This window comes from Novosphingobium mangrovi (assembly GCF_022818885.1).
Classification (GTDB): Bacteria; Pseudomonadota; Alphaproteobacteria; order Sphingomonadales; family Sphingomonadaceae; genus Novosphingobium; species Novosphingobium mangrovi.
This window is the reverse complement of record NZ_JALHAT010000018.1, coordinates 130350-144581: the sequence shown is the minus strand read 5'-3', so window position 1 is coordinate 144581 and position 14232 is coordinate 130350. Positions and strand designations below refer to the sequence as shown.

The 14232-nt window shown below is 66.5% G+C and carries 11 protein-coding genes and 1 pseudogene; 10 read left to right on the top strand and 2 right to left on the bottom strand.

Annotation, left to right across the window (positions count from 1 at the left end):
• The 7 genes and pseudogenes from MTR65_RS11860 to MTR65_RS11830 form a co-directional block, all read left to right on the top strand.
• Positions 1 to 361: pseudogene (locus MTR65_RS11860) on the top strand (DUF4350 domain-containing protein); the annotation flags it as partial.
• On the top strand, positions 358 to 1374 hold the full coding sequence (locus MTR65_RS11855; RefSeq protein WP_243800389.1) for an AAA family ATPase: 1017 nt from the start codon (positions 358 to 360) through the stop codon (positions 1372 to 1374). The pseudogene MTR65_RS11860 and the gene MTR65_RS11855, both read left to right, overlap by 4 nt.
• 4 nt (positions 1375 to 1378) lie before the next feature.
• On the top strand, positions 1379 to 2773 hold the full coding sequence (locus MTR65_RS11850; protein ID WP_243800387.1) for a DUF58 domain-containing protein: 1395 nt from the start codon (positions 1379 to 1381) through the stop codon (positions 2771 to 2773).
• Positions 2770 to 3849 (top strand): stage II sporulation protein M, encoded by a 1080-nt coding sequence (locus tag MTR65_RS11845; protein ID WP_243800385.1) that lies wholly within the window; start codon positions 2770 to 2772, stop codon positions 3847 to 3849. Before MTR65_RS11850 ends, MTR65_RS11845 begins: the two co-directional genes overlap by 4 nt.
• Positions 3849 to 4799 carry an RDD family protein gene (locus MTR65_RS11840; RefSeq protein WP_243800383.1) on the top strand — a complete coding sequence of 317 codons (951 nt, stop codon included), beginning with the start codon at positions 3849 to 3851 and terminating at the stop codon, positions 4797 to 4799. Before MTR65_RS11845 ends, MTR65_RS11840 begins: the two co-directional genes overlap by 1 nt.
• Positions 4796 to 5266 carry a GNAT family N-acetyltransferase gene (locus MTR65_RS11835; RefSeq protein ID WP_243800381.1) on the top strand — a complete coding sequence of 157 codons (471 nt, stop codon included), beginning with the start codon at positions 4796 to 4798 and terminating at the stop codon, positions 5264 to 5266. The genes MTR65_RS11840 and MTR65_RS11835 overlap by 4 nt, the downstream gene beginning before the upstream one ends.
• Positions 5266 to 5778 (top strand): GNAT family N-acetyltransferase, encoded by a 513-nt coding sequence (locus tag MTR65_RS11830; protein ID WP_243800378.1) that lies wholly within the window; start codon positions 5266 to 5268, stop codon positions 5776 to 5778. The genes MTR65_RS11835 and MTR65_RS11830 overlap by 1 nt, the downstream gene beginning before the upstream one ends.
• 152 nt (positions 5779 to 5930) lie before the next feature.
• Here MTR65_RS11830 and MTR65_RS11825 read toward each other — a convergent pair whose 3' ends face one another.
• Positions 5931 to 6947: a zinc transporter ZntB gene (locus MTR65_RS11825; RefSeq protein ID WP_243800375.1), complete on the bottom strand. Its 1017-nt coding sequence runs from the start codon at positions 6945 to 6947 to the stop codon at positions 5931 to 5933.
• Between the two features lie 92 nt (positions 6948 to 7039).
• Between MTR65_RS11825 and ispG the strand changes: the two genes are divergently transcribed.
• The 3 genes from ispG to MTR65_RS11810 are packed head-to-tail and all read left to right on the top strand — an operon-like array spanning position 7040 to position 9462.
• Positions 7040 to 8188, top strand: a complete 1149-nt coding sequence (ispG, locus tag MTR65_RS11820; RefSeq protein ID WP_243800373.1) for a flavodoxin-dependent (E)-4-hydroxy-3-methylbut-2-enyl-diphosphate synthase — start codon at positions 7040 to 7042, stop codon at positions 8186 to 8188.
• A complete protein-coding gene (locus tag MTR65_RS11815; protein ID WP_243800370.1) occupies positions 8185 to 8922 on the top strand; it encodes a hypothetical protein in 738 nt (245 codons plus the stop codon). The genes ispG and MTR65_RS11815 overlap by 4 nt, the downstream gene beginning before the upstream one ends.
• Positions 8923 to 8931: 9 nt before the next feature.
• A complete protein-coding gene (locus tag MTR65_RS11810) occupies positions 8932 to 9462 on the top strand; it encodes a retropepsin-like aspartic protease family protein (RefSeq protein WP_243800368.1) in 531 nt (176 codons plus the stop codon).
• Between the two features lie 433 nt (positions 9463 to 9895).
• Here MTR65_RS11810 and rpoC read toward each other — a convergent pair whose 3' ends face one another.
• The gene (gene rpoC, locus MTR65_RS11805; protein ID WP_226632147.1) at positions 9896 to 14191 is read right to left on the bottom strand and encodes a DNA-directed RNA polymerase subunit beta'; all 4296 of its coding nucleotides are present in this window, start codon (positions 14189 to 14191) and stop codon (positions 9896 to 9898) included.
• Between the last annotated feature and the right edge of the window lie 41 nt (positions 14192 to 14232).

The following is a 14232-nucleotide window of genomic DNA, read 5'->3' as shown; positions in this document are numbered from 1 at the left end:
TGGCTGGCGCGGTTTCGTACGCTTTGGCCCGCCTGCCACGCCCGAGCGGGCCCTGGCGTTCGGCAAGCAGGCGCTTGTCGCCAACGCGGCCGGGCTGGTGCGCCGATCGCGGCGCTATCACCTGCTGCGCGAGCCCTACGCGGCGCGCGCGCGCGCACGGCTAGTGGCGGCACTGGCGCTCCCGCGCGCCCTCGATGCCGAGGCGGCAGAGGCCGCTATTGACCGGGCGCTGGCCGCCCGCGCGCCCGAGCATGAATCCTTCTCGGCGGTCGCCGCGCGCCTGCGCGCCGCGCACCGTCCCCACGACATCCTCAAGGCCGCGCGTGATCTCCACGCGCTCGAAAGGACACTGACGCAATGAACGACCAGGCCCCGCTTTCCGAGACCCCGGCCGCTGCGGCGCCGGCCACAGACGGTCTTCCGCTGGCCGAGGTGGCCCGGCTGGCCGATGCGATCCGTCATGAGATCGGCAAGGCCGTGGTCGGCCAGGCTGAGACCATCGACCACCTGCTGATCGCGCTCATGGCCCGGGGGCACGTCCTTCTCGAAGGCCCTCCCGGCACGGCCAAGACCTTCCTCGCGCAGTGCTTCGCCGCGACGCTTGGCCTTGATTTCGGGCGCATCCAGTTCACCCCCGACCTCATGCCGGGCGATATCCTGGGCTCCAACCTCTTCAACTTCCAGACCAGCCAGTTCACGCTGACGCGCGGTCCGATCTTCTGCGATCTGCTGCTTGCCGACGAGATCAACCGTACGCCGCCCAAGACGCAGGCCGCGCTTCTGGAAGCGATGCAGGAGCGGCGCGTGACCCTGGATGGCGAACGCCATGCCCTGCCGGCGCACTTCATGGTGGTGGCGACGCAGAACCCGATCGAGAGCCAGGGCGTCTACCCGCTGCCCGAAGCCCAGCTGGACCGTTTCCTGTTCAAGCAGCTGGTCGATTACCCCTCGCTGGAAGAGGAACGCGGGATCGTGGCGCGCTTTGGTGCGAACAAGGGCGCGGCCTCTCCGGCGGACCTCGGCATTGCGGTGGTCACCACGCCGGCCCAGCTCGACGCGGCAGCCGAGGCCGTGCGCGGCGTGACGCTGGCCGACGAAGTGGCCGACTATATCGTGCGTCTGGTTCGCGCGACGCGTGAAAGCGCAGACCTGGCCAGCGGGGCCAGCCCGCGTGCGGCGGTCCTGCTGGCGGGCGCCGCGCGGGCGCGTGCCGCGCTGGATGGCCGCGCGTACGTCCTGCCCGATGACGTGAAGGCCCTGGCCGCGTCCGTCCTGCGCCACCGCCTGCTGCTCAGCCCTGCCGCCGAGATCGAGGGCAAGCAGGTCGAGGCGCTGGTCGAAGACCTCGTCGCGCAGACCGAGGCGCCGCGCTGAGACCATGAGCGCTCCGGCCGACCTTCCCACCGAGCAAGGCTCCGCGGCCGCGGCCGGGCAGGTGCATCGCCCCGAGGGGCGCACTCTGCCGGTGCTGCCGACCGGGCGTGCGGTCCTCGCACTGGCGCTGGCCGCGCCGATTGCCCTGGTGATCGGGGCAGCAGCTCCACAGGCTTGGCTGATCGCGCCTGTGGCTGCGCTGGTCGTGCTCGCGCTGGTCCTGATAGACTCGCAGCTTGCCGGGCGGCTGGGGCCACTCGCGCTGCGCTTTGCCGAGGATTGCGAAGTGGGCGGCGCGTTCACGCTGCAGGCCGATGCCGGGATGCTGGGCGGCCGTGCGCGCGCGATGCACCTGGCGGTAGAGGGTGACCCGCGCCTCGTTCCGGAAGGTCGCTGCGAGATCGCGTTGGCGCCGGACGGGGCTGACTGGCGCGGGGGGCGGGGCCTCTCGCCCACGCGACGGGGCACCGCACGTCTGGGCGGGGTCTGGCTGCGCTGGACGGGGCCACTGGGGCTGGGCGCAAGACAGTTCACCGGCACGCTGGAGCGCGAAGTGCGCATCTGGCCCAATGTCGCGGCGGTGCGCTCGCCCGCCTTGCAGACCTTTCTCAAGGACGCGCAGTTCGGCCTCATCGCACGCCGGATGCGGGGCGAGGGCACTCAGTTCGAGGCGCTGGCCGAATACCAGCCCGGCATGGACCGGCGCCGGATCGACTGGAAGGCTTCGGCTCGCCATTCGCATCTCTACGCCAAGGAGTTCGAGACCGAGCGCAACAACCAGATCGTCTTCGCCTTCGATTGCGGGCAGGCGATGAGCGGGCCGGTGCGCGGCATGCCCCGCCTTGACCGCGCGGTGTCCGCAGCGCTTGCCACGTCCTATGTCGCGCTCAAGGGCGGGGACAAGATCGCGCTCTTCGGCTTTGCCGCAAGGCCCGAGGTACGTACGCCCTTCGTGACCGGGCAGGGCGCGTTCCTGCGCCTCCAGCGCGCCGCGGCGCAGCTGGAATACCGCGCGCAGGAGCCCAACTTCACGCTCGCGCTCGCCACCTTGTCGGGCCAGCTCCAGCGCCGGTCGCTGATCGTGGTCTTTTCCGACTTCACCGATCTCACCAGCGCGCAGCTGATGATCGAGAGCGTGGGGCGTCTGCTTTCGCGCCACGTCGTGTTGTTCGTGACGCTGGTCGACGATGAGCTGGAGACGCTCTCGGCGAAGGAGCCCGATTCGCTCCAGGACCTGTCCGAGGCGGTCGCCGCGGACCTCCTGCTGCGTGAACGCGCCCTGGTCCTGAAACGTCTCCAGCAGATGGGCGTCGACGTCATCGAGGCACCTTACGATGCCATCGGGCCGCGCCTCATCGATGCCTATCTTGAAATCAAGCGCGCAGGAGCCATCGGATGAGCGGTGCCGTTCAGGACAACGCACAGGCGGCTTCGGCCCTTGGCGCCATCGAGAGCGCGGCGCTGCGTTCGGACCGCTTCCGTCTTGAGCGCGAGTCCGACTGGCAGCGCCTTGAGGCCATCGTACGCAAGATGGAGAAGGGCCGCCTGCGCAAGGTCTCGGACGAGGATCTGCTGGCCTTGCCTGGGCTGTACCGTACCGCCGCCTCGGGGCTTTCGGTTGCGCGCGAGACCTCGCTCGATGCCGCGACAGTGGCCTACTTGGAAACCCTCGTCCAGCGCGCCTGGTTCGTGGTCTACGGGCCGCGGACCTCGCTGGCGGGCTGGCTGCGCGGCTTCTTTGCCGGGGGCTGGAGCGCGGCGGTGCGCGCCATTGGCGCCGATGTTGCGGCCTGTTTCGCGATTCTGGTCGCGGCGGTCGCGGCGGGCTGGCTTCTCGTCGCCAACGATCCTGAATGGTACTTTGCGCTCGTCTCGCGCGAGATGGCGGGGCCGCGCGTTCCCGGCGCCACGCCCGAGATGTTGCGCACGACCCTCTTCGACAACGCCGATCAGAACGGGCTCAGCGTCTTTGCCGCCCAGCTCTTCAGCAACAACGCGCAGGTCTCGATCCTGGCCTTCGCGCTGGGCTTCGCCTTCGGCATCCCGTCGGTTCTCCTGCTGGTGCAGAATCTGGCGCTGCTTGGCGCGATGCTCTGGCTCTACAGCGGGGCGGGGCTGACCCTCGACTTTGCAGGCTGGATCGCGGTGCACGGGACGACCGAGATCTTCGCGATCCTGCTTTCGGCCGCCGCTGGCCTGCATATCGGGCGCACGCTCGCCTTTCCGGGGCCCAGACCGCTTCTGAGTGCGGCGGCGGCGGCCGGGCAGCGCGCGGCCGTGGTCATGGTGGGCGTGGTCCTCATGCTTGTGATCGCCGCGCTTCTGGAAGGCTTCGCGCGCCAGCTCGTCGACACGACCCTGGGGCGTTTTTCCATCGGGGGCTTCATGCTGGTCTTGTGGTGCGCCTACTTCTTCGCGTTCCCCGGCACGCGCCGCTGGCGTGAGGAACGCGCCGGGGAAGGGGGCATGCGCTGATGGCCCGCAAGGAACGAAAGGCGCGCAAGCCACGTAAGGACGCCCCCGGGCTTGGCCGCACGCTGCTGACGCCCGAGGGCATTTCGCTCTCCATCGCCATTGCCAGTCGCGGCGCGCGCTTCGGTGCGCTGCTGCTCGACCTCTTGTTCATTGGCCTCGTGATCACGGGGCTCTCGGTTGCACTCCTGTTCATGGCGGGCGGCGCGGCGTCGATCGAGCGCACGCTCTCGAGCGGGACAACGAGTGGCTATGCGCTGCAATTCCTGCTGGTCGTATGGCTCATCGTCCTGTTCCTGTTCCGCAACGCCTACTTTCTGTTCTTTGAGCTCGGGCCGCGCGGAGCGACGCCGGGCAAGCGCATCAATGGCCTGCGCATCGCCGCGCGCGACGGCGGCCGGTTGACACCCGAGATGGTGATTGCGCGCAACCTTCTGCGCGACATCGAGCTGTTCCTGCCCATCGTCTTCGTCGCTTCGGCGGGAGCCGAGAGCGGCCTTGCCTGGCTGGCGGCGACGGCCTGGTTCCTCATCTTCATGCTCTTCCCCCTGTTCAACCGCGATGGCCTGCGGGCAGGCGATGTCATCGCGGGGAGCTGGGTCGTCCAGGCGCCCCGGCCCAAGCTGGCCAGGGCGCTGTCGGTGGAGGCTCCGGCTGAGGCGGCGAGCACCGCCGCGACGTCGGAGGGCCCGAAGTACCGCTTTGGCGAGGACGAACTGGCGGTCTACGGCGAATATGAGCTCCAGGCGCTTGAACGGGTGCTGCGCGACACACGCGCCAAGGCGATCGAGCCTGTCTACCACACGATTTCCGAGAAGATCGGCCGCAACGACGGCTGGGGCGATGAACGCGCCTTCCTGGAGGCCTACTACACCCAGTTGCGCGCGCGGCTGGAAGCGGGGCTGCGCATGGGTGTGCGCAAGGCCGACAAGAACACAGAGGAAACCCGGTGACCTCCACCCGTTACACGATCCGTCGCGACGACCTGTCGGGTGAGGCTATCCTGGCGCTGCTCCAGTTCCACCTGGATGAAATGCATCAGTGGTCCCCGCCCGAAAGCGTCCATGCCATGCCCGCCGAGCGGTTGCGCCAACCCGACGTCACCTTCTTCTCGGCCTGGGACGGAGAGGCCCTTGCGGGCTGCGGCGCGATCAAGCACCTGGATGACCGCCATGGCGAATTGAAGTCGATGCGCGTTGCGCCCGCCTATCGCCGCAAGGGGGCGGGCCGCGCGCTGCTCCTGCACCTTATGGAAGAGGCGAAGGCGCGCGGCTACACCCGCGTGAGTCTGGAAACCGGTCGCCCGCAAGCCTTCGTGCCTGCGCACAACCTCTACCTCTCGCACGGCTTCGTTGAATGCCCGCCCTTTGCCGACTATGTGGCGGACGATTTTTCGATGTGCATGACGCGGGAATTGTAATGGACCTTCGCGAAGCCGGACCCACCGATGCGGCCGCTCTTGCCGAGCTTGGCGCGCGCTCCTTCACGGCCAAGTTCGGCGAGCTCTACCGCCCCGAGGACCTGGCGAACTTCCTCGCCGAATCGCACTCGGAAGAGAACGTTGCGGCGGAGATCGCCAACCCGGCCATGCCGATCATGCTCGCAATCGAGGACGGGCGCCTGCTGGCCTATTGCAAGCTCAAGCTTGCCTGTGGCTGGCCCGACCATGCGCGTGGGGAGAAGGCGATCGAGCTGAAGCAGCTCTACACCGATCCCGAAGCGACCGGGCGCGGCATTGGCGCCAAGCTGATGAACTGGGCGCTGGCCAAGGCCCGGGTCGAGGGCGCGGACGAGATCCAGCTCTCGGTCTATTCGGAGAACCCGGGCGCGCAGAAGTTCTACCAGCGCTATGGCTTCGAGAAGGTGGGCGACATCTTCTTCATGGTCGGCGAGAAGCGCGACGACGAGTTCCTTTTCGCCCTCTCGCTCTGAGCCTGTTTGGAAAATGCCCTACAAGGGCATTTTCGTGACGGCACCGGCCCACGCCCCACCCGCCACCCGACGACAGTATTCTCAGGGTGGCGGGTGGGGGGCGTGGGCCGGTGCCGCAAAATTCGCGTTCTCGCGAATTTCCAGATGTGCGTTCAGAACAACTTCCACTTCCAGAACATCACCAGCTGGACGAGCAGGATCGCAGCGCACAGCGCCACGACCACCCAGAACGCGTCGGGGTCCTGCATGCCGGGCATTCCGCCCACGTTGATGCCCAGAAGGCCAGTGACGAAGCTGAGCGGCAGGAAAATGGCCGCAACGATGGTGAGCAGGTAGCTGGTGCGGTCCGCGCTGGCCGCTGCGCGGGCGCGCAGGTCGTCCTGCAGGACCACGGCGCTTTCCTTGCTGATGTCGAGATCGTCGAGATAGCGGCGCAGGCGGTCGATGGTCTCGGCGATCTCGCGCCGGTCGTGCTTCTCGAACCATTCGGGCGCCTCCCGGCTGATCCGCTCGAGCGCTTCGTGCTGCGGAGCCATGTGGCGCTTGAGGCCGAGGCAATTGCGCCGGATCGTCGCGATCTTGTCGAGCATGGCTTCGGGATCCTCGTCGGGATCGGTCTCTTCCAGCTGGTCGATCACCTCGTTCATGTCGATGATCGAGCGGTTCATGCGCGCGATCATGTGCTCGACCATGAGCGTGATGACCGCGCCTGCATCGAGCGCGCCGGTGCCCTTGTCGAGCTCGGCCATCACCGCGCGCGGGGTCTGCAGGGGGCGGCGGCGCAAGGTGACGAGACGGCGCCCGTCGCACCACACCTGCAGCGAGACCATGTCCTCAGGCTCGGCGCCGGGGTTGAAGTTGATGCCGCGCAGCGTTGCAACCAGCGCGTTGCCCTCGCGAAAGGCGCGCGGGCGGGTGTCCTCGCTGGTGAGAAGTTCGACTGTGGGTTCGGGCAGGCCGAGCCCTTCGTCCAGCCATTCGGCCACGCCATCGGCATTTCGGCACAAATGCACCCAGAGCATTTCCCCAGGCTTGCCGGGGCGCCACTCCTGCGCTTCCTCCCACGAAACCGCCCGTGCCCCGCCGTGTCCGTCGAGCACGCGCCCAAACAGGAGGGGCGTGCCGGTCTCGGTATCGTCGGTCGGGTCGTAGGGGCTGGTTTCGATCATGGAAGACTGAATGCCCGAAACGGGCGAAGGTTCAAGCGAGGTTTCTGGCAAACGGGCTTCAAACCAGGGCGCCATGTCCCTATAAGGGCGCCATGTCTTCGATCCGTCCATGGCGCACTATCGAGCGCCGCCAGAGCCGCCAGATCATGGTTGGCAGTGTTCCTGTTGGTGGTGATGCCCCGATCACGGTGCAGACCATGACCAACACCCTCACGTCCGATGCCAAGGCGACGATCGACCAGATCCGCCGCTGCGAGGAGGCGGGTGCGGACCTCATCCGCGTGTCCTGCCCCGACGTGGAGAGCACCGCGGCCTTCAAGGAGATTGCCCGCGCGGCGACGGTGCCGCTGATCGCGGACATACACTTTCACTACAAGCGCGCGCTCGAAGCGGCCGATGCGGGCGCGGCGTGCCTGCGCATCAATCCGGGCAACATCGGCTCGGACGAGCGTGTGGCCGAAGTCGTGCGTGCGGCCAAGGCCAATGGCTGTGCGATCCGCATTGGCGTCAACGCTGGCAGCCTGGAGAAGGATCTCCTCGAAAAGTACGGCGAACCGTGTCCCGAGGCGCTGGTGGAAAGCGCGCTCGATCACATCAAACTGCTGCAGGACCACGACTTCCACGACTACAAGGTCGCGGTGAAGGCGTCGGACGTGTTCCTCGCGGTCGCGGCTTACCAGGGCCTCGCCGATGCCACCGACTGCCCGCTGCATCTGGGCATCACCGAGGCAGGCGGTCTCATTGGCGGGACGGTCAAGTCCTCGATCGGCATGGGCAACCTGCTGTGGGCCGGGATCGGCGACACCTTGCGCGTCTCGCTGTCGGCAGAGCCCGAAGAGGAAGTGCGCGTCGGCTTCGAGATGCTCAAGGCCCTGGGCCTTCGTACGCGCGGCGTGCGCGTCGTCTCGTGCCCCTCGTGCGCACGCCAGGGCTTCGACGTCATCCGCACGGTCGAGGCGCTCGAAGACCGCCTGCAGCACATCAAGACGCCGCTTTCGCTGTCCGTGCTGGGCTGCGTGGTCAATGGCCCCGGCGAAGCGCGGGAGACCGACATCGGCCTTACCGGCGGCGGCAACGGCAAGCACATGGTCTATCTGTCCGGCCTCACCGACCACACGGTGGAGGACGCCGATATGCTCGACCACATCGTCAAGCTGGTTGAAGCCAAGGCGGCCGAGATCGAGGCGGCGGATGACGCGGCCAAGGATGCGGCCAAGGTTCCGGCGGAACCTGCCGAGTGAGCGGCCTTGGGTCGGAACTGCGCGGTTTCGGCCTGAGCCTTCGCGACGCGCTGCGGGTCTTCCGGCTCGCACCGCTCGCCCCCCTTCTGGTGATGGTGCCCGAGTTCGTCCAGCACGCGGCCGAAATCCGGCTGGGCATGTTCGCCAGCGACGAGGCTTTCCGGACGCTGGCGCAGGACCCCACCCGCTGGGCCTATGGGACAGCCAAGCTGGTCGGCCTGCCACTGGCCGTGCTCTTCACCGCCCGGTTCTGGGCCAACCGGGCCGCCGGACGTGCGGGCTGGACCCTTTCCGATATCGCCTGGCGCCCGCTCGCCCTTGGCTTCCTCATACTCGTGCTGTGCTCGCTCCCGGGAAGCCTCCCGCTCGGCCTGGCACCCTCAGCCAGCCTGGCCATCGGTCTGGGCCTGACCCTGCTCAGCCTTCCGGGCGTGGTGCTGATGATCGCCGGTATTCTGGGACATCGCACTTTCGGGCTGCGCGACGCCTATGTTCGGGGCTGGAGCAAGGCGCTGCGCATTGCGCTCTACATCGCCCCGCCCTGGCTCTTCCTGCAACTGCTGCACGAAGCCAACCACACCGCCGTACTCGGCCAGCCTGACGCCCTTGTCTGGGGTCTCATGGCCTTCGACACGCTCGTCGTCGGGCTCATGGCCGCGGTTGCCGGAACGGGCGCGCATCACGGCTTCATCGGCCCGCGTGCCATTAACCCGGAAGAAGTGTCGGCCAGTTAGATTGCCGCCATGCGCGCTGCACCGATCGTTCTTCTCCTCCTGACCGCCGCGGTTGTCGGCTGGATGGCCCCAGGCCTCTCCACTTCGACATCCACGAGCGACGTTACAGCATTCCAAGCCGCCAGAGAGGCGGCCGCTGGCGAGGCCCGGCGCCAGGCCTGGCTTGCAGGTGGCAGTGTGCTGGAACGCGCGGGCGACGGGCATTTCTATCTCGACGCACGGGTGGACGGGCAGAGCGTTCACTTCCTCGTCGATACGGGGGCGAGCATCGTCGCGCTGACGGCGGAGGACGCCCGCACGGCCGGGCTCGACTGGAACGAGGACGATGTGCGTCCGATCGGGCGCGGGGCCAATGGCACGGTCTACGGCGTGCCTGTGAAGCTCTCGCGCATCGAGGTTGATGGCCTGAGCGCGGAAGGTGTGGAGGCGGCGATCCTGCCTGAGGGGCTGGACGTGTCGCTGCTCGGCCAGTCGTTCCTGGCCAAGTTGCCCGGTGTCGCCATCGAGGGGGATCGGATGCTGCTGGGCGTTGCGGATTAGGAAGAGATTTCCAAGGGGCCATCGCCCCTTGACCCCAAATTCGGCACCCTCACGTATCTCAGCCAAGGTGGCGCGTGCAAGGTGAGCTGGACAGTTTGGGGAGCCCGAGGGCGATGGCCCTCGGAAATTCCCTTCTCCCTTTCAGCGCGCGAAGAGCTCGACGAAGTCGGCCAGCCCCGCGAACAGCGTCAGGATCGCCATGGCCAGGACCGAGGCGGTGGCGGCGGCGAAGACCTTGGAATCGGAAAGCGGCATGCGGCGGTCCATGAGTTATGAGACTGGCTGTCGTTCTACCGTGCCGGGGCCGCGCAGGCCATGACGCCGGACCTGAAGAGTCGGCGCTTGGTCGAATGAATGGCTCCCAAGCAAAAGGCCCCGCCGGATCGCTCCGGCGGGGCCTTTTTCGTGCCTGTCAGGCGGGGGAGGGGGAGGCTCAGGCCTCGGTGTCGCCCTCGTCGCCCTTGATCAGGTATTCACCGGCATCGGCATCGGTGCCGTGGGTTTCGCCTTCGACAGCGGCCAGCGGATCGTTGCCGAGGTCATCGGCGGGATCGCGCTGCAGTTCGGCTGCATGCTCCTGCGCCGCGCTGTCGGCTGCGACAAGCGCTTCCTGCATGCGACGGTAGGAGGCGCGCAGGGCCGCATCGCGGCTGGAAGCGGCCACACGGACGCGGTTCATGCCCGCGCCGGTACCGGCGGGGATGAGACGGCCGACGATGACGTTTTCCTTGAGGCCGATCAGCGAGTCCTTCTTGCCTTCCACGGCCGCCTGCGTGAGCACGCGGGTGGTTTCCTGGAAGGACGCGGCCGAGATGAACGAGCGGGTCTGCAGCGAGGCCTTGGTGATGCCCAGCAGCACCGGCTTGCCTTCGGCGGGCTGCTGCCCGGCCTTCAGCTTGCCGTTGATCTCGTTCATTTCCTCGTAGTCGACCTGCTCGCCCGGAAGCAGCGTGGTGTCGCCGCTCGCGGTGATCTCGACCTTCTGCAGCATCTGGCGAACGATCACCTCGATGTGCTTGTCGTTGATCTTCACGCCCTGCAAGCGATAGACTTCCTGGATTTCCGCGACGAGGTACTCGGCAAGAGCTTCCACGCCCAGAACTTCCAGGATGTCGTGCGGGTCGGGCGAACCGGAGATCAGGTTGTCGCCCTTCTTGACGAAGTCGCCTTCCTGCACGTCGATCACGCGGCTCTTCGGGATCAGGTACTCGACCGGTTCACCCTCCTCGGGGATGATCGCGATCTTGCGCTTGGCCTTGTAGTCACGCACGAACTCGATGCGGCCCGAGACCTTGGCGATGATCGAGTTGTCCTTGGGCTTGCGGGCCTCGAACAGCTCGGCAACGCGCGGCAGACCACCGGTGATGTCGCGGGTCTTAGCGGCTTCGCGGCTGGCACGGGCGATGATGTCGCCCGCTTCGACCATCTGGCCGTCCTCGACCGAGAGGGTGGCACCCGGCGCCAGCATGTAGCGCGCGGATTCGCCCGAGTTGTCGTCGAGAAGGGTGATGCGCGGACGCAGGTCTTCCTTCTTCTTCGAACGGCTCGTCGAACGGTCCTCGGTGACGACGCGGCTGGTCATGCCGGTCGCATCGTCGACCTGCTCGGTCAGCGTGCGGCTGTCGATCAGGTCCTGGTACTTGATGATACCGCCGGTTTCCGTGATGATCGGAAGCGTGAACGGGTCCCACTCGGCCAGACGTTCGCCCTCGGCCACCTTGGCGCCGTCTTCATGGAGAAGGACGGTACCGTAGGGCACGCGGTGCATGGCGCGCTCGCGGCCTTCGGTGTCGAGCACCACGACTTCACCGTTACGGGCAAGCGAGAGCTTGCGGCCGCGCTTGTCGGTGATGGTCGGGATGTCGCGATAGACGACGCTACCCTCGCAGATCGCTTCCAGGTGGCTCGTTTCGTTCAGCTGCGCGGCGCCGCCAATGTGGAAGGTACGCATGGTGAGCTGCGTGCCCGGTTCACCGATCGACTGTGCGGCGATGACGCCGACGGCCTCACCGATGTTGACCGGCGTACCGCGGGCAAGGTCACGCCCGTAGCACTTCGCGCACACGCCCTGTTCGGCTTCGCAGACCAGCGGCGAGCGGATGCGCGCCGACTGGGTGCCGCTGGTCTCGATCGCGGCCACGGCCGGCTCGTCCAGCAGCTGGCCATTGGCCGCCACGAGGTTGCCTTCCTTGTCGTGGATGTCCTCGGCAAGGGTACGGCCCAGGATACGCTCGGCCAGCGAGGCGATGACCGAACCGCCCTGGACGATCGCGCGCATTTCGAGCGCACGCTCGGTGCCGCAATCGTCGACGATGACGACGCAGTCCTGCGAGACGTCCACGAGACGACGGGTCAGGTAGCCCGAGTTCGCGGTCTTCAGAGCCGTGTCGGCCAGGCCCTTACGAGCACCGTGGGTCGAGTTGAAGTATTCAAGAACGGTCAGACCTTCCTTGAAGTTCGAGATGATCGGCGTTTCGATGATCTCGCCCGACGGCTTGGCCATGAGGCCACGCATACCGCCCAGCTGCTTCATCTGGGCCGGGCTACCACGCGCACCCGAGTGGCTCATCATGTAGATCGAGTTGATCTGTGCCTGGCGGCCCGTTTCCGGGTCGATCGGCATGGCCTTGAGCTCGTCCATCATGGCGTTCGCGACTTGGTCGCCGCAACGGCTCCAGGCGTCGATCACCTTGTTGTACTTTTCCTGCTGGGTGATGAGGCCGTCCTGGTACTGCTGCTCGTAGTCGGCAACCAGTTCCTTGGTCTCGGCGACCAGCGGATCCTTCTGGGCCGGGATGATCATGTCATCCATGCCGAAGGAGATGCCGGCCTGGCAGGCGTTCTTGAAGCCCAGCGACATGATCGCGTCGGCGAAGAGGACCGTGTCCTTCTGGCCGGTGTGACGATAGACCTGGTCGATGACCTCGCCGATGTCCTTCTTGGTCAGCAGCTTGTTGACCACGTCGAAGGGCACGGTGTGGCTCTTGGGGAGGCACTCGCCGATAAGCATGCGGCCCGGCGTCGTCTCGAAGCGCTTCATGTACTGCGCGCCGTTCTCGTCGGTCTGCGGCACGCGGGCCTCGATCTTCGAGTGGAGCGTCACCGCACCGATCTGGAGCGCCTGGTGGACTTCGGCCATGTCGGCAAACTTCATGCCTTCGCCCGGTTCACCCTCACGGTCCATCGAGAGGTAGTACAGGCCCAGCACCATGTCCTGCGAAGGCACGATGATCGGCTTGCCGTTCGCGGGCGAGAGGATGTTGTTCGTCGACATCATCAGCACGCGCGCTTCGAGCTGGGCTTCCAGCGAAAGCGGCACGTGGACGGCCATCTGGTCACCGTCGAAGTCGGCGTTGAAGGCCGAGCAGACGAGCGGGTGCAGCTGGATCGCCTTGCCCTCGATGAGGACGGGCTCGAAGGCCTGGATACCCAGACGGTGGAGCGTGGGCGCGCGGTTGAGCATCACGGGATGCTCGCGGATCACCTCGTCGAGGATGTCCCAGACTTCCTTGCGCTCCTTCTCGACCCACTTCTTGGCCTGCTTGAGGGTCATCGAGAGACCCTTGGCATCGAGGCGGGCGTAGATGAACGGCTTGAACAGCTCGAGCGCCATCTTCTTGGGCAGGCCGCACTGGTGCAGCTTGAGTTCGGGGCCGGTCACGATGACCGAACGGCCCGAGTAGTCGACGCGCTTACCCAGAAGGTTCTGACGGAAGCGGCCCTGCTTGCCCTTGAGCATGTCGGAGAGCGACTTGAGCGGACGCTTGTTGGCGCCCGTGATGACGCGGCCGCGGCGGCCGTTGTCGAACAGGGCGTCGACCGATTCCTGCAGCATGCGCTTTTCGTTGCGCACGATGATGTCGGGCGCGCGCAGCTCGATCAGGCGCTTGAGGCGGTTGTTGCGGTTGATGACGCGGCGGTACAGGTCGTTGAGGTCCGAGGTCGCGAAGCGGCCACCGTCGAGCGGCACCAGCGGGCGCAGTTCGGGCGGAATGACCGGCACGACTTCGAGGATCATCCATTCCGGGCGGTTACCCGAATCGATGAAGGATTCGACGACCTTGAGGCGCTTGATGATCTTCTTGGGCTTGAGTTCCGACTTGGTCGTCTCGAGCTCCTGGAGAAGGTCGGCGCGTTCCTGTTCGAGATCGAGCTCCATGAGCATGATCTTGACCGCTTCGGCGCCGATGCCGGCCGAGAAGGCGTCTTCGCCGTACTCGTCCTGCGCGTCGAGCATCTCGTCTTCGGTGAGAAGCTGGAACTTCTCGAGCGGGGTCAGGCCCGGCTCGATGACGATGTAGCTCTCGAAGTAGAGGACGCGCTCAAGCTGCTTGAGCTGCATGTCGAGGAGCAGGCCGATGCGCGAGGGCAGCGACTTGAGGAACCAGATGTGGGCGACAGGAGCGGCGAGCTCGATGTGGCCCATGCGCTCGCGGCGCACCTTGGTGACGGTAACCTCGACGCCGCACTTTTCGCAGACGACGCCCTTGTACTTCATGCGCTTGTACTTGCCGCACAGGCACTCGTAGTCCTTCACGGGGCCGAAGATGCGCGCGCAGAACAGGCCGTCACGCTCGGGCTTGAACGTGCGGTAGTTGATGGTTTCCGGCTTCTTGATCTCGCCGAAGGACCAGGAGCGGATGCGCTCGGGGGAAGCCAGGCCGATCTGGATCTGATCGAAGGTCTCGGGCTTCGCCATCTGGTTCGTGAACTTGGTCAGGTCGTTCATAGTTCAGTCCCTCTGGGGGTAAATTCGTAAGGCGGGCGGGG

What these genes read in the sequence shown, in the direction of transcription:
- MTR65_RS11855 (WP_243800389.1), top strand. Translation starts at nt 358, where the DNA reads ATGAACGACCAGGCCCCGCTTTCCGAGACCCCGGCCGCTGCGGCGCCG.
- MTR65_RS11850 (WP_243800387.1), top strand. Translation starts at nt 1,379, where the DNA reads ATGAGCGCTCCGGCCGACCTTCCCACCGAGCAAGGCTCCGCGGCCGCG.
- MTR65_RS11845 (WP_243800385.1), top strand. Translation starts at nt 2,770, where the DNA reads ATGAGCGGTGCCGTTCAGGACAACGCACAGGCGGCTTCGGCCCTTGGC.
- MTR65_RS11840 (WP_243800383.1), top strand. Translation starts at nt 3,849, where the DNA reads ATGGCCCGCAAGGAACGAAAGGCGCGCAAGCCACGTAAGGACGCCCCC.
- MTR65_RS11830 (WP_243800378.1), top strand. Translation starts at nt 5,266, where the DNA reads ATGGACCTTCGCGAAGCCGGACCCACCGATGCGGCCGCTCTTGCCGAG.
- MTR65_RS11825 (WP_243800375.1), bottom strand. Translation starts at nt 6,947, where the DNA reads ATGATCGAAACCAGCCCCTACGACCCGACCGACGATACCGAGACCGGC.
- ispG (WP_243800373.1), top strand. Translation starts at nt 7,040, where the DNA reads ATGTCTTCGATCCGTCCATGGCGCACTATCGAGCGCCGCCAGAGCCGC.
- MTR65_RS11810 (WP_243800368.1), top strand. Translation starts at nt 8,932, where the DNA reads ATGCGCGCTGCACCGATCGTTCTTCTCCTCCTGACCGCCGCGGTTGTC.
- rpoC (WP_226632147.1), bottom strand. Translation starts at nt 14,191, where the DNA reads ATGAACGACCTGACCAAGTTCACGAACCAGATGGCGAAGCCCGAGACC.